The sequence below is a fragment of the Virgibacillus sp. LDC1 genome, from assembly GCF_025792345.1.
Taxonomy (GTDB): domain Bacteria; phylum Bacillota; class Bacilli; order Paenibacillales; family Paenibacillaceae; genus Paenibacillus_AQ; species Paenibacillus_AQ lautus.
Map to the genome: position 1 here is coordinate 2,515,348 of NZ_JAOXLZ010000001.1, position 20,495 is coordinate 2,535,842.

The 20,495-nt window shown below is 47.0% G+C and carries 27 protein-coding genes and 1 pseudogene; 1 reads left to right on the forward strand and 27 read right to left on the reverse strand.

Annotated features, from left to right (window positions below):
- Positions 1-64: 64 nt before the first annotated feature.
- On the forward strand, positions 65-1,492 hold the full coding sequence (gene pdxR / locus OHJ21_RS11160) for a MocR-like pyridoxine biosynthesis transcription factor PdxR (RefSeq protein WP_100537702.1): 1,428 nt from the start codon (positions 65-67) through the stop codon (positions 1,490-1,492).
- 111 nt (positions 1,493-1,603) lie between these two features.
- Here pdxR and OHJ21_RS11165 read toward each other — a convergent pair whose 3' ends face one another.
- The 27 genes and pseudogenes from OHJ21_RS11165 to OHJ21_RS11295 form a co-directional block, all read right to left on the reverse strand.
- A complete protein-coding gene (locus OHJ21_RS11165; RefSeq protein ID WP_100537703.1) occupies positions 1,604-2,512 on the reverse strand; it encodes a hypothetical protein in 909 nt (302 codons plus the stop codon).
- Positions 2,509-2,874: a glyoxalase superfamily protein gene (locus OHJ21_RS11170; RefSeq protein WP_326113250.1), complete on the reverse strand. Its 366-nt coding sequence runs from the start codon at positions 2,872-2,874 to the stop codon at positions 2,509-2,511. The genes OHJ21_RS11165 and OHJ21_RS11170 overlap by 4 nt, the downstream gene beginning before the upstream one ends.
- 171 nt (positions 2,875-3,045) lie before the next feature.
- Entirely contained in the window at positions 3,046-3,681 is a 636-nt protein-coding gene (locus OHJ21_RS11175) for a DedA family protein (protein WP_100537705.1), read from the reverse strand.
- A gap of 18 nt (positions 3,682-3,699) precedes the next feature.
- Positions 3,700-4,941, reverse strand: a complete 1,242-nt coding sequence (locus OHJ21_RS11180) for an MGDG synthase family glycosyltransferase (protein ID WP_100537706.1) — start codon at positions 4,939-4,941, stop codon at positions 3,700-3,702.
- A 22-nt stretch (positions 4,942-4,963) separates the two neighbouring features.
- The gene (locus tag OHJ21_RS11185) at positions 4,964-5,500 is read right to left on the reverse strand and encodes a phosphatase PAP2 family protein (protein WP_100537707.1); all 537 of its coding nucleotides are present in this window, start codon (positions 5,498-5,500) and stop codon (positions 4,964-4,966) included.
- Positions 5,501-6,118, reverse strand: coding sequence for a YqaA family protein (locus tag OHJ21_RS11190; RefSeq protein WP_100537708.1), 618 nt, complete (start codon positions 6,116-6,118; stop codon positions 5,501-5,503).
- 331 nt (positions 6,119-6,449) lie between these two features.
- Entirely contained in the window at positions 6,450-7,097 is a 648-nt protein-coding gene (locus OHJ21_RS11195; protein ID WP_100537709.1) for an HAD family hydrolase, read from the reverse strand.
- 30 nt (positions 7,098-7,127) lie between these two features.
- Positions 7,128-7,448, reverse strand: a complete 321-nt coding sequence (locus OHJ21_RS11200; protein ID WP_486021031.1) for a zinc ribbon domain-containing protein — start codon at positions 7,446-7,448, stop codon at positions 7,128-7,130.
- A gap of 191 nt (positions 7,449-7,639) precedes the next feature.
- Positions 7,640-8,338, reverse strand: a complete 699-nt coding sequence (locus tag OHJ21_RS11205; protein WP_486020055.1) for a YjjG family noncanonical pyrimidine nucleotidase — start codon at positions 8,336-8,338, stop codon at positions 7,640-7,642.
- A 27-nt stretch (positions 8,339-8,365) separates the two neighbouring features.
- Positions 8,366-8,599, reverse strand: a complete 234-nt coding sequence (locus tag OHJ21_RS11210) for a hypothetical protein (RefSeq protein ID WP_486020056.1) — start codon at positions 8,597-8,599, stop codon at positions 8,366-8,368.
- A gap of 9 nt (positions 8,600-8,608) precedes the next feature.
- A complete protein-coding gene (locus tag OHJ21_RS11215) occupies positions 8,609-9,193 on the reverse strand; it encodes a GNAT family N-acetyltransferase (RefSeq protein ID WP_486020057.1) in 585 nt (194 codons plus the stop codon).
- Between the two features lie 23 nt (positions 9,194-9,216).
- A complete protein-coding gene (locus OHJ21_RS11220) occupies positions 9,217-9,873 on the reverse strand; it encodes an HAD family hydrolase (RefSeq protein WP_486020058.1) in 657 nt (218 codons plus the stop codon).
- Between the two features lie 52 nt (positions 9,874-9,925).
- The gene (locus OHJ21_RS11225) at positions 9,926-10,405 is read right to left on the reverse strand and encodes a GNAT family N-acetyltransferase (RefSeq protein WP_394055168.1); all 480 of its coding nucleotides are present in this window, start codon (positions 10,403-10,405) and stop codon (positions 9,926-9,928) included.
- 15 nt (positions 10,406-10,420) lie between these two features.
- Entirely contained in the window at positions 10,421-11,038 is a 618-nt protein-coding gene (locus OHJ21_RS11230) for a class I SAM-dependent DNA methyltransferase (RefSeq protein WP_486021032.1), read from the reverse strand.
- A gap of 302 nt (positions 11,039-11,340) precedes the next feature.
- Positions 11,341-12,087: a GNAT family N-acetyltransferase gene (locus OHJ21_RS11235; protein ID WP_486020060.1), complete on the reverse strand. Its 747-nt coding sequence runs from the start codon at positions 12,085-12,087 to the stop codon at positions 11,341-11,343.
- Between the two features lie 11 nt (positions 12,088-12,098).
- Positions 12,099-12,656: pseudogene (locus OHJ21_RS11240) on the reverse strand (GNAT family N-acetyltransferase).
- A gap of 35 nt (positions 12,657-12,691) precedes the next feature.
- Positions 12,692-13,228: a ribonuclease FAU-1 family protein gene (locus tag OHJ21_RS11245; RefSeq protein WP_486020062.1), complete on the reverse strand. Its 537-nt coding sequence runs from the start codon at positions 13,226-13,228 to the stop codon at positions 12,692-12,694.
- A gap of 1 nt (position 13,229) precedes the next feature.
- Positions 13,230-13,874 (reverse strand): hypothetical protein, encoded by a 645-nt coding sequence (locus tag OHJ21_RS11250; protein ID WP_486020064.1) that lies wholly within the window; start codon positions 13,872-13,874, stop codon positions 13,230-13,232.
- 128 nt (positions 13,875-14,002) lie between these two features.
- Positions 14,003-14,548, reverse strand: coding sequence for a GNAT family N-acetyltransferase (locus OHJ21_RS11255; RefSeq protein WP_326113239.1), 546 nt, complete (start codon positions 14,546-14,548; stop codon positions 14,003-14,005).
- A 47-nt stretch (positions 14,549-14,595) separates the two neighbouring features.
- The gene (locus tag OHJ21_RS11260) at positions 14,596-14,937 is read right to left on the reverse strand and encodes a DUF3139 domain-containing protein (protein WP_486020065.1); all 342 of its coding nucleotides are present in this window, start codon (positions 14,935-14,937) and stop codon (positions 14,596-14,598) included.
- Positions 14,938-14,954: 17 nt separating this feature from the next.
- Complete coding sequence (locus OHJ21_RS11265; RefSeq protein WP_486020066.1) at positions 14,955-15,584, reverse strand: hypothetical protein; 630 nt, start codon at positions 15,582-15,584, stop codon at positions 14,955-14,957.
- A 403-nt stretch (positions 15,585-15,987) separates the two neighbouring features.
- The gene (locus tag OHJ21_RS11270) at positions 15,988-16,392 is read right to left on the reverse strand and encodes a NusG domain II-containing protein (RefSeq protein ID WP_486020067.1); all 405 of its coding nucleotides are present in this window, start codon (positions 16,390-16,392) and stop codon (positions 15,988-15,990) included.
- A gap of 137 nt (positions 16,393-16,529) precedes the next feature.
- Complete coding sequence (locus tag OHJ21_RS11275; protein ID WP_100537722.1) at positions 16,530-17,000, reverse strand: hypothetical protein; 471 nt, start codon at positions 16,998-17,000, stop codon at positions 16,530-16,532.
- Between the two features lie 14 nt (positions 17,001-17,014).
- Positions 17,015-17,554 carry a thioredoxin domain-containing protein gene (locus tag OHJ21_RS11280; RefSeq protein ID WP_326113235.1) on the reverse strand — a complete coding sequence of 180 codons (540 nt, stop codon included), beginning with the start codon at positions 17,552-17,554 and terminating at the stop codon, positions 17,015-17,017.
- Positions 17,555-17,564: 10 nt separating this feature from the next.
- Positions 17,565-18,092 carry a MauE/DoxX family redox-associated membrane protein gene (locus OHJ21_RS11285; protein WP_100537724.1) on the reverse strand — a complete coding sequence of 176 codons (528 nt, stop codon included), beginning with the start codon at positions 18,090-18,092 and terminating at the stop codon, positions 17,565-17,567.
- 22 nt (positions 18,093-18,114) lie between these two features.
- Positions 18,115-18,750, reverse strand: a complete 636-nt coding sequence (locus tag OHJ21_RS11290; RefSeq protein ID WP_486021033.1) for a hypothetical protein — start codon at positions 18,748-18,750, stop codon at positions 18,115-18,117.
- 210 nt (positions 18,751-18,960) lie between these two features.
- Positions 18,961-20,412, reverse strand: coding sequence for a carbon starvation CstA family protein (locus tag OHJ21_RS11295; protein WP_100537726.1), 1,452 nt, complete (start codon positions 20,410-20,412; stop codon positions 18,961-18,963).
- Between the last annotated feature and the right edge of the window lie 83 nt (positions 20,413-20,495).

Genomic DNA, 20,495 nt, shown 5'->3' on the forward strand with positions numbered 1-20,495 from the left:
AATGGCTCGTGATGAGATCCAATGATTCCTGTTTTGGAGGAACCAATGTTAGAGGAGGGATACGATGTACGGCATTTATATCAACCGTGAATCTAAACTGCCCGTAACCCGTCAGATCTGTCAGCAGCTGCGAAGGATCATCGAAGCGGGACAGCTGACTGCCGGAACACGTCTGCTGCCTACACGCGTTCTGGCAAAAGAATGGGGGATTGCGCGTAATGTCGTCATTGAGGTATACGAGCAGCTGACGGCTGAAGGATATCTGGAAGGACGGATAGGATCAGGCACCTATGTAGCGGAAGGTATCCTCCCCTCTCCCAATCCGCGTACCGCTCCACCTTCGAGCACGCAGCCGATCCAGAGGCAGATCACAACTGGACTTGAACACGTTATTGATTTTGCGACGGGCGTTCCCGATCAGAACATGTTTCCAAGACACATCTGGGCCAAGTATTTGAAAGAAGCAGCTGAATCTTCCGAATATGCAGACCCTGATTACGGTCACATCAAAGGTGATTCGGCTCTGCGCTCTGCGATTTGCGACTATGTATTCCGGGCTAAAGGCATTCAATGCTCACCCGAACAAATGGTGATTGTGTCCGGTGCCACTGAAGGCTTCACTCTTCTTGCCAGATCGTTATCTTCCAGATTTCATTCCATTTATATCGAAGACCCGACAATCGATATTACCCGGGATATTTTTCAGACGATGAACTATAATCTTATTCCGGTTGAGGTTGATCACAGCGGAATGCGCGTCGATACCTTGGCAAGTATCACACCAGGTCATCTGGTTTTATTAACCCCGTCACATCAGTTTCCAACCGGCAGCGTATTATCCATTCAGCGCAGACATCAGGTCATTCGGATGCTGGAGGAAGCCGACTCTTTTGCTATTGAAGATGATTATGACAGCGAGTTCCGGCTTCGAGGAATCCCTGTGCCTCCTCTACAGACGCTGTCCCCTTCCAGAGTGATCTATGTGGGAACGTTCAGCAAAATGCTGTCGCCCAGCCTTCGGATCGGATTCATGATTGTTCCGCCGAGTCTAACCGATACCATTGCCGAAATGAAAGATAAACTGAATTTACAAACCCCATACATCATTCAAAAAGCATTAAGCCAATATATGTTGGACGGGCATCTGGAACGACATATCCATACGATGAAGAAAATGTATAAAAAACGACGTAATGCATTGACGGAGCGGCTTCAGCACTTATTCGGACAGGATATTTCCATTCTCGGCGATGATGCGGGAATGCATCTTCAGATTATTTTCCATCCGGAACCCTACGCCCTTCTTCCATGGAATGACACGGCTTCTTACGGGTTCCGTGTTGAGCCTGTATCGAATTACAGGATCTCATCCTCTAGCCCCCTCCGTTCAACGGGTATCGTGTTAGGATATGGAAACCTGTCTTTAGAAGAGATCGAGGAAGGATTACGCCGGCTTTACTTATTTGCTTCCTCTTGCAGGACCTCTACGTGAATGGACACATTATGGATGTTAGACAGATTCATTCTTCCATCTACTAATTAAAAATGGCTCGTCCGCTGTATGCGAACCGAGCCATTTCTGTTTGATCCAGGAAATCCGCTGTCAATCTCCCGCAATCCTTTCAAAATTACGCAGCGTCCGAAGTGCATTCAATGTCAGAACGCCCTTCCATTCCTCTTTGGCCAACGGCCATACCTCTTCGTACTGGTACCAGCTCCAATTGGGCTCCCAGGCACCATCTTCCCCTTGATCCTCTATGAGCAAATCCAGTTCCAGCGGCAGAAACTCCTGGTATTTAGCAAAATAAGGTGAATTCGGAGAATCTATAATACTGAGAGGCGTTGCTCCGTATCCCTCGCGGCTGCCAGGATCCCTGCTTATACAGTTATCCATGAAGGCCTCAAGTGTTTCTCCGATCTCGGACGCCTGCTCTTTCGGCAATCTTTCGTTCAGGCGCAAATAACAAAACAATTCATGCATTTCGTTAAGATCGCTGGTTTGTTTCAGGTAGTTCACAGCATAATCAATCCTTGATTCCAACGATTCCCAAGGGTATAACTCCCGCTCGTCGATAAAATAGGCCATGATATCCGCATTGGGATTTCCCCAATGATCCTTGAAGGCACCGTACTGCCACCATATCGCCCTCGGAGACTGCTCCGCTTCCTTAGGGATAATGTCCCACCCTGACCGTTCTGGCATATAAGAATGCTCAAGATACTTTAACGCGGATATAACCTGTTCGTTCCGCTCCGGGTGATCTGGATTCAACCGAAGAATCTCAAGCGCTCTGGTTGTTGCCAGAGCAGATGACTCTTTGCAGCGAAGATCGGGCTCAAGTCCATGTCCAAATCCACCGTCCTCGTTCTGATAGCTGGCAAGCTCAGTTAACACGTCCGTAAATACCCCGTCCTCGAATTCGTACCGGAACAATGCCCGTTCAAGGTCCCTGGCCTGGTGCAGCATATATTGCCTGGCTTGTTCAAATCGCATCTGGTTTAGCTTCTTCACTTGGATTCCAACTCCTCGTAGAAAGTGATTCGGTTGCCGAATGGATCCGTAACACATACCTCTTTGCTGTTCCAGGGGGCGATCTCGATTCCAGGCCTGGAATACGGATAGTTCTGGCTTAACAGCTGTTTGTGAAAATCTTCAATCCCTTCCATCTCCACGCGAATGGCTGCTCCTGGGGAACAGTCACCGTAATGCTCAGTCAAATGAATCGTTAACGAATCCTTTGTTATTTGCATGTAGAGTGGTGCCGAATCGTCAAACCGATGTTCCCAATCCAAGGTAAAACCAAGATATTGAATATAGAACTCCCTTGCCTTCGTTTCATCGAATACCCTGAATAATGGTATGATTTTGCTCATCATCTGCCCCCTACTACATCCTGTATTTTTCAAACTCATTATGTATGTGCTGCTGACTTATTAAGAATATATCATAAATTCTGCAAGGATTGTCCAAATCATAAAAACCCAGCACAGATACCATAAACACGCTGCCGGGCCCTCTTTGACAAATATTCATTTCATTTATAACTATTCATTCCGGGTCACTTTGGACAGCTTCTTGGCTTTCTCGCGTTTAACACGACTCCACACCAGCAAAACGAGAAAAGAGCTAGCCAGACAAATAAAAATCACCTTCAAATAATGTTCAACCACATTCAGAATGTACTGCCATTGTTCTCCGAATATGAAACCTATGCTGAAAAAGACCAGCACCCATGAAGCCACGCCTGTGTATCCATACAGCCACACCGTTCGATAGGGAACCCGAATCATGCCGATAAAATACCCGATAAATTGCCTGACCCCGGGGATGAAAAAACAAATAATGAGCAGCTTATTTCCATACTTGTTGTAATAAGCCTGCGTCTTCTCTACAAGGGACGGCTTGATAAACAGCCATTTTCCATAGCGCTCTATAAGCGGCATACCCAGCTTGTATCCCAGGATATAGGTAATGGTCAACCCCATGGCCGCTCCCATAAAAGCAGATCCAACTGCCGGAACCATATCGATGATTCCTTTATAGGTTAAGAACCCGGTATAGGTTAAGGTACTGTTTCCAGGAGGAATTGGAAGAGCAATAAAATCAAGGGGGAGCCCAATCAATAACACCAGGTAACCGTATTGTTCAAACAACTGCTCAACCAATTCAAACAAATTCATGGGGAAAACTCCTTCATCTTACCGATAACTGTCATAGTAGTGTTGTAGAGCATCATTTACATAAACTTCTCTGTTCAGCACTTCGTAGGGCACCAGATTCATATCTTCAGACCATTCACGAGAAAGGCGCTGATTCTGTTGAATATCCATCAATCTTGTCAGGACCAGCAAAGCCGAATCTTTATGCGTGTTTATGGCCGCCCGCCGTTTCATCTCTTGCAGCAAGGACGGGCTCGTAATTAATGTCAGCAGCTGGTGTTTCAATTCACCGGCCATGGCTTGACGTGCCACGCCTATTCCAACCAGGTAGTCCGCATTATCCTGCTCTTGGCCTGGCAGGGGTTTCACTAGCAGCATCGGGCGCTCCATCGTTAATGCCTCGGAAATCGTGAGTCCTCCCGGCTTTGTTACCATTAGGTCCGCTATCGCCATCAATTCATGCATACGATCCACATAACCCATGACAGTGATCTGCGGATGATCTAAAAATTCTTCGAGCAGCACTTGATATAACTTCACGTTACGGCCGCACACGACCATAAACCGAACACCCTGCGGATATGCCCTTGATTTTAAGAGCTCGATAATTTCTTTATCGATCATCCCTTCTCCACCGCCCATGATCAGCACGACCTGTTCGGATGGACGCAAGCCATAATAATCTCGGAGCCGTTCCGAATCGACCGGTTGACTATACATTGGATTGACGGGTATGCCGGTGACGGAGATCTTTTCGCTTGGCACGCCTTTACGCTCCAAAGCAACCTGTACCACATCGGAACCAACCATGTAATAATCCGTATGAGAGTGTATCCAGTAACTGTGATCCGTGTGGTCCGTCATGACGGTTGCCGTCGGCACATTTGTGTAGCCCATCGCTTTCAGCAGAGACATGCCCGCTGCTGCCGGCGGAAACGTACTGACCACGATAGCCGGATTTTCCGTTTCCAGCATCGTGCTGAGCTTGTGAAGACTGAAGGTGCTGAAGCGTTTCAGCATCTGGATGAGCGTGTTTTCCTCGCGCGTTTTTTGGAATAAATAGCCGTAAACGGATGGAAAATGCTTCATCCATTGCACAAAGAAAAACTGACCGGCCACATGCAGCCGTGGATGGGTTAACTCCATGTAATCGACGACTTTAACGCGCAGATGAGGGTAGTTTCTTTTAGCTGATTCCACAATGGCCTTTGATGCCTGGTTGTGACCCTCTCCCAGACTTCCGGTTAATATGATGATTTTTTGCTCATATATGGATCTCATGAATAGGACTCCTTATCTAACGTTATGTGATTCCAATGACATGCATCAGGTATACGACCAGCCATCCGGAACCGAATCCAATCAGACTGCCTGCCAGGCAATCGGTTGGGTAATGATATCCCCAATATATACGGGATAAACCGACCAGCACAGCCAGGATAAGCAGCAGTATCGTCGGCAGCGGAGATACGAGAAACAACAGCGGTGTAATGACGGCAAAGATCGCCGTGGTATGTCCTGACGGGAAGGAGTAGTCCTTCAATGGGAAATTTCCGATCTTCACCTGCTCCAGAACCCGGAACGGACGATCTCTTCTGACGATCTTCTTAATGAGGACAACAATCAGATGGCTAACGGTTAATGCAATGGCACTCTGATATGCCGTGATATCCCATGCTTCAAATGCAGCCCAGGCGATGAGCAGTGCGCTCAGAATCGTAAAGGTGGCTCCACCGAGATGGGTGATTCCGGCGAACAAGCGATCAAAGGCTCTGTTGCTGATCGTCTGGTTGCACCAGACGAATACCCGGTGATCAAATCTTCGTAATCGCTCTATCATTCATTCTTCACCTGCCGTAACATCAATTGAATCTTTTGAACCCTGCACGACAGGGACCTCCGAACGTTTCTTCCTGCGGTTCTTGATAAAGCGAACCGTCAGCCAGACTCCTCCAATCAGGGCACCTACGGACAACAAAATAATTGTAAGCACGCTGTCCACCATATTCTCTGCAGCACGCCCATATACGTAGAACAGCACACCTACGGTATAGAACTTCACAGCGCGTCCGATCGCTGCGTAGCTGAGAAGTTTCCATAAGGGATAACTCATGCAGCCGGATAGAATGGTGAAAATTTTGAAGGGTATCGGCGTAAACGCACCGACAAGGATAGCGGCTTCGCCATGCTTGGTAAACAACGCCGTGGCGGAATCGTACCATTTTTTCTTCATGATCTTGGTTAAGACCAAATTTCCGGAAACCTTGCCGATTCCATAACCGATCGGCGTCCCGATCAGGCAGCCGACAAATCCGATCGTGGCGAGCCAAATCGCACGGTCCGGACTCAATGCACTTAAAGACAATTGCGAGAAAAGCGCCGGAATCGGAAAAATAATCGCATCGATCATAGCATGAATAAATAATCCGATATCGCCCAAATTACGTAAAAAATCCATCAGGCCTTGTCTCCTCTGCTAGGCTACACACTTGGCAGCTCGTATATTGTGCGATATCGTTGGTCAAATCCAATTTCGAAATCATCCGTTCACATTCCTCTCCCACATCATGTTAATGCAAGAATATCATGATCGGAGAAGGATGCCTTCCGTCTTCAGACGATAATTAACCTAGACTTAGGTCTAGATACTAATAGTAGATATAATATAGTAGATATAGTATAAACGAGTTTTATGATCAATTAGTTGAGTTTATAACCATTTGGATCAAAAACAAAAAAACAGCTTAGCCGCAATGTGCGGCCAAGCTGCCAAGCTATAAGACCATGAACTATTCAAATTCACAAATTTGCGCGACCTCTCGGATCGAGTTCACCACATGATCGGCCTGCGATAAGTCCTGATTCCCCGAATTCGGGTTCACGAAGCCGATACATGTCATGCCAGCCGCCTTCGCTGCGGCCACGCCATGCCGGGCATCCTCAAGCACCATGCAATGCTCTGGATCTACACCGAGCAATTCAGCCGCCTTAAGATATACATCCGGCGCCGGTTTTCCCTTCTCCACTTCTTCACCGCTCACTACGCATTCAAAATGTTCCAAGAGATCGAACTTACGCAAGACGGCCGAAATGAATACAGGTGGCGATGATGATGCAATAGCCGCCGGTATGTTACGTGCTTTAAGCTCCGCAAGGAGCTCTCGTATCCCATCAATAGGCTCCATTTCCCGTGAGGTGAGTATTTCAATTTTATTGGACAATTGGTATTCAATGATTTCCGAAACGGATTGGGTAAGCTGATGTTCATCTTTAATGGCTGCCCACATCTCCGGATTGGTCATGCCTACATACTTCTCCAGCTGTTCATGAGTTATCGCCGATCCGTAGTCGTTCATCACCTGAATATCGACTTCAAAGTGAAGCGGTTCGCTGTCAATAATGACTCCATCCATGTCAAAGATAAATGCCTGTATCATGTTCATACTCCTTTGTTGAAATGTTTTTTGTTAACGCCAGATTATATCGAGTACCGTTCCCAGCACTCCGGATTTATGGCCTCTGAGCACATCGGGATTGAATACTTCGACGAAGCCGCATCGGGTGCAGGATACGAAAAGATAATGATGATAATCGATATCGAAAATTTTGCTCACACCTGTGCCGCTCATGCTGACTTCCTGCGAGATGCATTCAAGATTTCCACAGCGGCGGCAATTGAATTTGCTAACCATTAATTCCTCAATACTTAGGTAGTCCATTTCCGCTGTTGAATCAAAATGTTCGGTCGTTTGCTCATTGGTCTCTGAGATCAGATGCTCAGGCAACACCTCATGCTTGCATTCCGGACACATATTATCAATTATCGTTACCTCGTGTGCGCACCATGGACATTGAACCAACCCCAGCACCTTCCTCTCTGTTTAAGTGGAACCCACGGGAAATACCTTAGCATAATAATCGAAGTCAAAAATGGATCATGTCTCCCTGCCTTCATACTTCATCCACCGATACAAAGCGATCACTCAAATGAAATAATATCGTACAGTTCCATAAGCGAATGAATCTCATACTTAGGTTGAATGGATGTCGGGTTTGCCTTGCGCAGCGGATTATACCAGCAGGTATCAATCCCGTAATGAATGCCTCCTTGTATATCGGAAGTTAACGAATCGCCGACAATGAGAACCTCCTTCTTGTCGGGGTGATTCAACTTATCGAAGGTATAATCGAATATCCCTTTGTGAGGCTTTTGGGACCCGGCATCCTCCGAAACAATGATGCATTCAAAGGTGTTGCATAACGGCGACCGGCTGATTCGGTTAAACTGCACTTCCTTAATTCCGTTCGTGATGATAGCCATTCGTTGGCCGCGTTCGGCCAGTTGACTGCACAGCTCTTCTGCCCCTTCCATCAGAAAGGAGCCTTGCCCTAAATATTTTATGTAAACATCGCTAAAGGCATCGGCGTCCAAGGCGCACTTAATGCCGTGTTCTGCCAACAGCCGGTCAAACCTGGCCGTACGCAATTCACGCTGTGTAACCTTCCCCTGCTCGAAATCACTCCACAACTGCTGATTAATGCGTCTGTAGCTGTCTACGATGGCATCCGTGCACTCCTGATCAATCTCGCCAAAAACACCGGATAACGCAAAAGCCTCCGACTTGGCGTAGTCGTATAATGTTTCATCTGCATCAAATAAAATAACGTTGTAACGCACGGCTGCCCTCCTTACATGCTGCTTAACTCATTGCAAACTGGATTGTTGATTCAATTCCCTAATCTTTTGCCTTCTTTGGTTCTCTAGATGATCCCTGTTACTCTTTACCAGCTCCGTTAGACGAACGAGTATGAACAACAACAACGTAATGATTGCCCCTGCTGCTAATATCATCATGATCCATTCATTTACTGCAAAGAGCATGGTTAGAAGCAATTCAATCAAAATGAAGATTCCCGCTCCAAGGACAAGTTGTTTCATAATGCCTCCTTAACTCTCTCTGCGGAGTTTATAGAGATGATGCCGCTCCTGCTCAAGCTCGATTTCGCCCATATATGTAAACCCGCATTTTTGGATCACTTTATTGGAGGCATGATTATGAACGACGGCTACAGCACTTAGCTCGAGCTCATTTGTGTTACGGAACAAGAACTGAATTAATGCCCGTACAGCTTGCGTTGTGTATCCGTTATTGTAATACCGATTGGAAATTCCGTACATGATCTCTCTATTAGGCGGGGGCAGTTCTTCCTTAGGACCTGTATTGCACCAGCCGATACATTCGCCTGTTTCTTTCAAGACTATGGCTAGCCGCAGACGCAGCTGCCCCACATCCCCGCCGTCATGAACGGCCTGCAAGAACTGCCGATTCTCCACAATCTCATAGTGAGTTAACCATTCAAGTCGTTGTTCCCTCGATACATCCCAACCGGGGAGGAACTGTCTGATCTCCGGTTCGTGCGTGATCTTAAAGATCGCATCAAGGTCTTCCATCTTATACTCCCTGAGCAGGATGTCCTCACATTCAATGGTGAAGGGCATTCCTTGAGAATCGATATTTGTCTTATTGTTCAATATAGTCCTCCTGCATTCATTGCTCAATTCCCCTTGCCAATAACGAGGGCTATCAGCTGATCGGGCCGTGTATAAATATCATCGGGCTCAACGCCAAATTGTGCGTTCTGCACGGTATCAAACCAATGCGCTCCAATGGTGAACACCTGGGCTGATTTACCTGCCGCTATATCGGCATCGCTGTCGCCGACAAAAACCACGTCCGATGTGCTCAGGCTCAACAATTGAACGGCTTTGAATATCCCTTCCGGGTCCGGCTTGGAACGTTCAACCTCATCACCCGTGATGGTAGCAGCAAAAAAAACGTCCAGCTCCAGATTTCTAAGACAGATATCCAGGCACCTTCTGCTCTTGCCCGTAATAATGACCATGGGTATTTGTAAATCCCACAACTTCGAGATTAGATTCTGGATCGATTCCGACACCTGTACATGCTTCTGAAAATCCTTCTCAAACACTTCGTAATAATATTCTACGGCTTCGTCAACATGGGCTGGATTCGAGAGATATTTAGTTATAATCTCTTCCTCCGTTGGACCAAAGGTCTCCACGATTTCCGCATCCGTCAACGTTTTGCCTTCATATTTCAAGAAAACCGCCCGGAACGCTTTAAACGAAAGCGGCAACGTATCTGCTAATGTACCATCAAAATCAAACAGCACTGCCTGAATGGTGGACATACCTCGCTCCCCTTTCATCCTTTGCTTCAAGAACGACTATACACCATCCCACTCAGACTAAATTCATCCTCATCTGAATGGTAATCATTTTCCGATCATCATCTAACGTCGTAATACGGACATCGAAGGGCTCAAATCCAAGCTTATGATAAAACACAAGACCTCTGGAATTGGTATTATGGCAGCTAAGATAAAAGCAAGTCATTCCATATTTCTCTTTGGCTATATCCATCATGGTCTGTAACAGCTTCTGCGCAGCTCCCATTCCCCTATGCGACGGAGAAACGATAACATTGCCAAGCCACAGAGATTGATCCATATCCTCATAAAAATTGGCGTAAGCGACAACCTGCCCTGAAGATTCTTCAACAATAACCGTGGGATCATATCGGTTTTCCAGCAATCCCAGGATTTGCTCAGGTGTCAAAGGAAACTCCGATTTGGGACTCATGTAAAACAGTTCTTCCGGCGTTTGAGGAAAGCTGCATATCGCTGACAAATCCTCGTTCGCCAGCGGCCTATGGATGTACATATCACAAGCTCCTCCTTACTTCGTTTTTCGTGCAATATACATGCCTCTTCCAATCAAGCCTTGGGGATCGTGCTCTACGTCCAGTCCCGCTTCCTGGAAAGCCTTGATCATCTCGTCCACGGTAAAGAGTCCCATACGATGCTCCTCCGTATAATGCTCGATTCCATGCTCGCTTCCAAACAAATACTCGAATTTCATGATCGAAATAGGGCCTTCGCGGTCCGAATGAGACATCCTGCTCATATGGATCCCACGATGCTCGGTCATCATCGTGTCCACTCTTCCGGATGTCCAGACATCCGGTGTAAACCACGGCTCAACCAGAATGACACCCTCCTCGTTCAGATGCTCCTTAAACTGCTTAAGGGTTTGCACCAACAGATCCAGCGTTTTCACATACCCGATGGAGCTGAACAGACACAGGATGACATCATATTTCCGTTCCAAGCGAAATCGGGTCATGTCGGCAACCGAATAATCACCCTCAGGATTTTTTGACTTCGCTATCGAGACGAATTCGGGATTTAGATCGATACCGTCGATCGAATAGTACTGCTTTAAGAAAAAAGCATGTTCCGCGGTTCCACAGGCAACGTCAAGCAGGGTCCGGAAATCCCTACCCTGTTTTTCAATATATTCCCGGACCTGCTGAGCCTCCTACTCATAATCCTTGAAGCTGTAGATCACGTCATAATATTTCGACGATAAATCAAACATGGGTTCACCAACCTTCCGCAACGTAAGCAACCTTCACGTCGTATCTGAAGCCAAATCATCGTTCGTTGACTAAAAAGAACCCACTTAGATAGCACCTTCTTAAGTCAGGTCATCCATGCCAGGCTTCTTCCATGATTATACAACTGTTCATCAGATTGAGTAACCCCTTGTCATGCAAGCGGCAGATCTACAACATCCATGGATGGGGTTATATGTCCTTACCCTTCGATACGCTTATGTCTGTACCAATAGGAATAAATCTCTTTGTACTGAAGACGATCATACAACCGGCTTGCAGCAAGATTATGCTGTACCACCTGCAAATAGCTGCGCGTGGCTCCATTCTTCTTAGCCCAATGCAGAATATGTAATAGTAACTGTTTGCCGAACCCGCGATTTCGATATGCCGGAGCGGTAGCCAAATCATATATTCCTACAAAGCCCTGCTCCAGAGCTCCGATCCCGCATGCTACAGGTTCAGCTTGATCATATAGGATGAAGAATCCATACTGTATCACGGAATAGTTAAACAGTTTTCTTTTCACAGCCTTGTTCCTGTCGGAAATTCCGGTTATGTCCGCAAGCACATCCAGCCATTCATCGGTCAGCTTTTCTTCGATCTTAACTTCCTCATGAGATGGAGGCTCAATATCATCCAGGTGATCCAACACTCTGAGGCTGGTAGGATCCAGTATGGTATATCCTCTGGATTCTAAAATAGGATCGAGTTCCTGCGGATTGAATGGTGTGATTTTAAATACCACGTCAAGCCCAGCTTTAACATATAAACGCTCACATTGTTCGATCTGGCCATAAAGGTCTATGGAAGGCTCCGTATAGAGAGCGTGAATGGAGTTGGATCTCTTTGTATATCCGTCTGCAAATCGTAACAGCCATCCATGCTGTGTCAAGGTTTGGAGCGCCGGCCAAGCGTTTAAGGTAAGCTCTTCGATTCTCTTATGCACGTATACCACTCCTACAATCTGAATATAACAGGAACATCCGAGAGCTTTCTTTTCCATATCAAATGGTCAGCTCCACTCCCCCAATGGTCCTGAAGGATATAATCGGGTTCACCCAGCTTCTTCTTCCAAATCTTCTGTGCACGAGAGTATCAGCTATCCAAACAAAATTCCGTCAGTCCCTTATTGTGAAGCGTAAGATACATGACATTTAACATTAGATTTCCGATCCCTTGCTGTTGGCAATCCGGATGAACAAATACCGTTCCGATTTCAACCACATCACGCAATTCGCCATGAGTAGCTTCCCGGATCAATGCATTGGATGGTCCAAACTCGATGCAGCTCACAATGTGGTTCTCTAGTAGTCCGATGAGAAAGTATCTCTGCTCTCCGTTCGTATCCAGATCTGCGTTCAAGCACCTTCTTTTGCTCTCAATCTCCAACTCAATGTCCTCCAGTAAATCTGCCAAGCCTTCTTTGGCAAAAGTGTCGGTAATCATGAGCCTGAAAAAATGCTCCATCGCCTCTATATCGCCGCGATTGGGTCGCCTAACTTCTACTTGAAGCATGAAAAGTCCTCCTTGTATCTTCAATTACAATAGACTCAGAGGTTGATCAATTGTTGAAAGTGCCTGATACTACTGTTGATTACGTGGTTTTCTCCAGACCGGATTTCCAATATGATCTTTGCCGCCTTTTCTTTAGCCAGCTTATAATCTTGAAACTTAATATGCCCTTGGCGTAAGGCATCCTCAAGCTCATCCTCATCTTGGATGAAAAAGTTTCCGTCTGGAAGCACAATAACATCCAGATAAAGATCATCCCAATAGGGGATTCCTTCGTCACTAACTCCATTCGACCTAGAAATATCGATATACCGTTGCAGCACTTCATGGCTTTGGTTCAACATCGTGGTCACACAGAAGTTGGAATTCACAGGAAACTGCTGAAGCCAAAAGTACCCGTCAGCTGCGATGCACAATTCTTCGCCCTGATATTGAACGAATAACTTTTTCTCTACTTGATGAAGGGTAAGTAAAGTAACATATCCCTTGAAATCCTGCTCCTCAATGAATATACACTTGAAATTTCTGCTTACGACTCTTCGCCAATCGATCCGGTCAGCATATTTTCTTTTCAATTTAACCTCCATGTGCATGAATCCCCGAAGGGATGAATAATGTGTTCAACTCGCCAGCTATATCCTGTATGAACATTTCCACTTTATCTAAGGTAAAATAAATCAGCTCAATCTTCGGCTCATTTCGTTCATCCCACAGCCACTCTAATTTGATCGTACGATACTGCTCTACCTCCGACTTCTCAACAAAAAGAGGTATGGCATGCCCTTCCGAATCCTTAAGTTTATTCAAAATGGAGTCTGTCCAAGGCTGTGATCGTTTCAATTCGAATTCGAGCTGACTGACCTCTTGGTTATATGTATATCCTACGTTTTCTTTGTCATCTATGTTTTCTTTCTTAAAAGCAGCGTACAACGTCTGAACCCACCGCAAATCCGTGTAAATATGCGCAAAATAACCGTATATATATTCTTTCCATGCCTTCTCCGGCTTCAGATTTAGATAATGCAAATAGTTCTCCTTGATGAGGTTTGCATCAGGCAGCCTTCCGTCACGTACCAGATGCGTAATCCCTTTCTGTTCTCTCGTGATCTTGCCTCTAACATGAATGGCATCCGGAGCGATGCTCCCTATCAGCAAATGCGAGGACGGCTCCGGTCCGCCCAGCTTCTGGGCAACCCCGAAATGGACCATAGGCCACGGCATAGCGATAACCTCCTGAAATTATCGTAATTGTGAGAAAGACCCAGCACCCCAAATGCTCCCATCTCAGGTATGAGTCTTGATGATCGGTTTGTCTTGGACACTATTGAAGTATGTACCTTTCGATGCGTTTACTCCAAGCGTTCATTGCGGATAACCATATGGAGGTGGTCTTCCCAGACGCCGTTAATCTTCAGGTATTTGATGGCCAATCCTTCTTCGTAGAAGCCTAGTCGTCTCACTACATTCAATGAAGCTTTGTTCCTTGGCATGATGTTAGCTTCCAACCGGTGCAGCTCCAGCGTATCAAAACAATAGGTGACCACGGCCCGTAGCGCTTCGGTCATATACCCTTTTCCCGTATGTGCCTGAGCCAGCTTGTACCCCACATGTGCCGATTGAAAAACGCCTCGAACGATATTGCTGATCGCAATCGAACCGATGATTTCATCATCTTTATGCAGCCACACTTTGAACAGTGATCCGTCAGCTATGCTTCGACTCTCCGCAGCCAGAATCTCCGCCTGCTTATCCATGGTATAGAACTCAGCTTCTCTAGCGGGCTCCCATACCTTCCAATGCTCATCGTTCCTGATTATAAAATCCACCACATCCGCTGCCCGGTCCCGATCCATGGTCTTCAACTGCAGACGTGATGTTTGTAGCATAATGGACATGCTATGCCCCCCTTGAACAACTTAAATTAAAATCAGATAATACCATATCATTCCCTTGGGATATAATGCTTTAGCTTTGATCGGGTAATTCCACGGGCTTTCCTCTCAGGAGTCAACCGGTATTCGAACTGCATAATCGTGTCATGGGCAAAATAAATATATTCGACGTCAGGCTCGTCCTTAAACACCACGACATCATAAAAGGGAGGCAGCTTAACCCCCCAGACGCCTTGTACCGACTGTATCTCATCCTTGCTGTAACGTTCTTCTTCCAGCAGGTAGGCATTCACCTTCTTAGCGTAGATCATTTTGTTCGCCTGCACGTACACAAAGGGAGACAGAAGCACAAGAACGAACAAAACCAATAAGGCAAGTTTGATTTTTTTCACTATATTCCCTGCTATTTTCATAGATTAAAATGCCGTTTAACCTCTTCGTAGTTCTCCTGAATGCTTCTGCTTCCGTCCACGAATATGACCTTGAATTCCCGTTCCATGGCGTCCTTGGCCACATATGCCGCAAAACCGATATCTCGTCCCATCCAATTCTGAAACGCGGTATCGGGATCATCGCATTGATTCAGAATATCGTGGATCCATTCCCGTTTCGCATAATGCTCCTTCTGGAAATCCGGTACCGGCACGATCCATATCGCCTGATGAGGGCTGGATACCAGCTGTGCTACTTTTTCCGGCAAAAGAGCTGCGCCCTCCACAATGATGGGGCTCGTGTCCGGCATGGCCGATACATCATCCACAATCATCCGGAATTCCTCGCGATAAAACTCCAGCTCTTCATGGACCTGCTGCTCTACAGGTCGAGACCACAACGCATTCCAGGTCATATCCTTCAATCGGAACATGGTTGGATGCTCAGACGGATGGGATGCGTTCACATGCTGCTCGTTAAACAAATCACATTGATAGTAGGTATAGCCGTACTCTTTCGCGATCATATCGGCAATCGTGGATTTGCCTGAACAGGGGGAGCCTCCAATCCAGTATACGTGCGAGTAGTCTTTTTTCTCGTTCATCATTTAATCATGCCCCTCTATCACTATCGTTTCTTAACTCGTTTCGAATGTCCAGCAATACGTTCCAGATTGCCCTCAAATATACCACAACGAATAAAAAGCCTACAATCAATATCAGCGCGATCATATCCATCTTCTCCCCACCTTTACTGCTATGACTGCAGACCTTCAATCGACCATAACTCTTCTATATGTATTCTCTCTTACCTTTAGCGCTTTTTCGTATCCGCAGCGTATCTGTGATTGTTACCTGACTTCATTTCCTCTCTAATTATAACTATCCTTTCAGCTAAAAAGTTACGCTAGCCTTACATTCACGCCAATTGTCCTAAATAACAAAAAGAACCGGCATAAATCCCCGGTTCTTTATAAAATCTATGAAAGTCATCCCTTTCTTAACCAGGACTTAGCCAACCACGGCATCCAGCTCCGTCTCACGCTGTTCATGCTCGGGAACTAACACCTCGACCACGACTCTGGTCGGTACGCAGATGATCTGCTGATAGGGTTCCGAGATAAATCCCATATCCAGTGCAATTCTCTTCGGGGCATCCGAGTAGATCATCTGGATCCCGTAGTCATATACTTTCAGCGTGTTGTGTCCAAACTTCGTCTTAATATCAATGATACGTTCGTCCCCGGTCAGCGGGACGGTTTCGTATTCTTTGCCATTCACCGTAATCAAGGCCTGCAGTTGTCCTTGCTGATAATCTACTACATGGCTATGTTTCCACCATTGCAGACCCGTGAAGGATCCAAGGATCAGGATCAAGGCAAACAGGATCTTATCTCCGCGTCTTATTCTGGACAACATGCTCCCTCCTTATATGAACAGTCTTTCGACCCAAGTATGAACAATGTTCAAAGCCATCGAAATGAATTTTGTCACATTCACCAACTATGTTGATGCCCACATGAATTGCATAAACCATACCTTTTTTCTTTCTATCAATACAGCTCCGTTGACCTGCATGCACAGATTACATACCGCCCATAGACCCGTGCTCCCTGATAACACCAATTCCTTCCGACATACGGATGTACATAGCGCGAGATGCAATCCTGACACTTGGCCCGTTGTCCCGCTGGATCACTCGTATACCACCACCCGGATGGATAAGGACATAAACCTTTGCAATCGTCAATCACCGTCTTGGGGGTGCAAATGATATAATCGGACGGACAGGAAGCATCTGCGCCGCAGCCCGAGCAATATTGTCCATGCGGAGGCCGGCAGGGCCCCGCAGCAAACGAGATTTTGACGAGATCGTCATCATCGGGCCGGACCAATACTTTGGCGAGCGTCTCGGCCGTTTTTTGCGCAAATGTATTCAGTAGCGACTTCCGATTCATCTTCCGGGTAACCCGGCTGATCAACACCTGCGTCTCTTCGTCCTTATTCTCCGGCTTCCGCCACATACTCTCACCTCATCTTAAGAAGCCCTTGATGCTTTCGCGTACGCTTCAAGCTGTTCCCGGCTGTTGACCAAACCCTTATGCCGGATAACGCCGTTCATATCCACCGCATAGGCGTAGGGGGTGACCTGCACATCCAGATGATTCGCAAACTCCGAACTTACGATCAGCACCTCACCGTCATAAGCTATTTTCCGGACATAATCCGATGCTAAATCCACGGACGAGAATAGCAAAAGAATGGGTTTCACGTTATTCATTCTGGCGATCCGCCTAAAATCCGGCAAAATATCGGCGCATTCCTTACACGTCGGCGATCCAAACAGCATGAGGGATGGCGTGCCAATCAGCTCGCTCGTGGACCACTCGGCTCCCTGCAGGGTCGTTGTTGAGGCCCCGGGTATTTTGTTGCCGACCGGAATGCCGGACTGATTCACGCCTCTCGCGGTACCCATCACCATAATCCCCAACTGCCGAAACAGAACCAGATTCAGAATGACCAACGGTACGACCAGAATCCACAGCATCGTATATGAGATCCAGAAGAACGTGTTCATCGCGGCCTCCTTACAACCTTTTTATTTTGGAAACATAAGGTGCGGCAATCTCGCGGTATATTCGGATCGCATGCAGCGCATCCGGAACCCCTATGATGATAAAGAGCGATAACAGCAGCATCATCCCCTCCATAAGCAGGCCGGTAACAGCGAAAGAGTGACTGTGGGGAAACCAGACAGGATGGCTGTAAGCCAACCCCATGAGACCCATCGCCAGATTGAACCCGATCAATGGAAAACCAAGCTTGGAGCTGATCTGAGGCCCAAGGCAGCCGCAGTCCACCCTTCCTTTTTTCCGGATGAAATAAGCGACGCCCAAGCCCTGAACGAAATAGAGTAATGAGATGCTCAAGAAGCTGATCCGCGATGGAAAACAATATACCAAGGTTACTGACAGGACTTGCAGCAGGGTGAGCAGAACATGCAGACGGGCACTTCCGGGGAAACGATCCGGGTCACCGAATACACGGCTCCAGCCAAAACTCACCACCGACAACAGCATCGGCAGAGTAACGGATATCGCAAGCAAGTCATACATGGGTCCGTAAGCTCCTTTCTCTTCAGTAGCTGATGATCCAGATGATGGAACCGATGATCAGCAGCTTGGAGACCGTTTGCCGCACGGCTGTAAGCAGCGTGAGGTTGCGTACCCTCTTTTCAAGCATGCGGTACACGATGGATCGGATCAGCGGGAGGCTGAACAAGGTACCGCGAACAAACCCAAACGTTACCCCTGCCAGCAGACTCAACCACCAAGGAGCGGCGAATAAGGAAACCAGGATATAGGCGTGAAAGAGGACGCCAACCTGCAATGTGATGAAACCCAGGCCCAGAATTTGGCCCCATAATACTGCGGAGCGGTACCCTGCATGCTTGATCCATTCCGAGGGAACGATGAAATTGCCGGATGGAAGAATCCCCGTTTTATGAATGAACTCCAATCCCAGGAGTATGGCAAACAGCACGACAATAATATAGTTTTGATATAAACCAACCGGGGTTAATTTCAGCAAAAAATTGATGAACCCGATCACCAGTCCCGTCATAGCGCCGCCCAAGGTACAGGACACGATATATACCAGCGCATATTTGGATTTACTGACCTTCGTGCTCTCCAGACTGCCTAACACATTCAGCCCACAGGTGGTGTCCACGCTGGCCAGCGCGGCACCAACGGCAAATATAAAAAGCAACATCGATAACAAGTCATGCCACCTCCGCACCATTCCTAGAAATGAACCCTTCACTTCCTCATCTTATGAGTGACAGCCTGTCGATTATTTACACAAATATCCTATGCGCTTTGTATGCCTGCTGCATGGCTATCTTATAGAGCAAAAAAGAAACCGTCCATGGACAATGTCCATAGACGGTTTAGATTTAGGCATGCATGCTCAAGGATCTCGTTATGCGACCTTATGATAATCCGAGATATCCACCTCAAGCGGCATTTCGGCAGCGCGCGCTTTTTGAGCCGCTTTAAAGAATACGAAAACCAATATGACACTGATGACAGCACCCACGATGTAAGATACATTCATGGACTGCCTGAATCCGATCTGCGCGTTCAGAATGTATACCGTTGTTGTGTAAAGCATAAATGCACCGGGAATCAGCGCTACCCAGTAATTTTTACGGGCTATGAACAGGTACATCGCACTGACAAACAAAGCAATGACCGCGGTGGCCTGGTTCGCCCAGGAGAAATATCTCCAGAGAATATTAAAGTCAATCTGCGTTAAGGCAATGGAGATGACAAACAAAGGAATGGCAATGATAAGGCGCCGCTTCATGCTGAATTGTGGCAGCTTGATATAATCGGCAATGATCATGCGCGCGCTTCGAAATGCGGTATCCCCCGAGGTAATCGGCAGCACGATCACTCCCAGTACAGCCAGCGTGCCTACAACAGCACCTAATGTTACCTTCGCGACCTCGCTTACGACAAGACCTGTTCCGCCGGTAGCAAGAAGCTCGTTCAAGCCATGGGGCCCCTGGAACAAACTCATCGCGGCCGCGGCCCATACCATGGCAATGATCCCCTCGGCAATCATCATTCCATAAAAGATCTTACGTCCCTGCTTCTCGGTTTGTGTTGTCCGGGAAATAATCGGCGTCTGGGTAGCATGGAATCCGGATAAAGCGCCGCACGTAATCGTCAGAAACAGCAGCGGGAAAATCGGCATATGATCCGGATGTAAATTGGCTAATGTCAATTCAGGTATCGGTACCTGCTGTATAATCAGCATCCCGCCGACACCAAGAGACGCTATGAGTAACAGCGCGCCGAATATCGGATAGAAGCGGCCAATGATTTTATCAATGGGCAGCAGCGTTGCCAGAATATAATAGCCGAAAATAAACAGGGTGATGATCCACAAACTGACTTTGCCGTTCATCAGATTGTGAAGCAGGCTGGCTGGTGAGGTCACAAAGACGGTACCTACCAAGACCAGCAGCAGAATCGCGAAAGCGTTCACAACATGCTTCATCACTTTACCCAGAAACTTGCCAGCAAGCTCCGGCAGATGCGCGCCACGGTTGCGGATGGAGATCATGCCCGTCAGGTAATCATGCACAGCTCCGGCAAAAATACACCCCAGCACAATCCAGATAAAAGCAACCGGTCCATAGAGCGCGCCCATAATGGGTCCGAAGATGGGGCCCACACCGGCTATATTGAGGAGCTGAATCAGCGAGTTTTTGTTTGAGCTCATGGGCAGATAATCGACGCCGTCCTGATTGACATAAGCAGGTGTGGCCCGTTCTTCTTTAACTCCGAACATTTTTTCAATGTATTTTCCATAAGTGAAATATCCAATAACCAGCAGAATGATCGATATGATGAAGGTATACATGCCTTCGCCCCCTTTTTCTTGAAATCGCTTACATTGATTATAAGAAATTATCGCAGTCCAAGGGCGATTTTGAACTAACATGT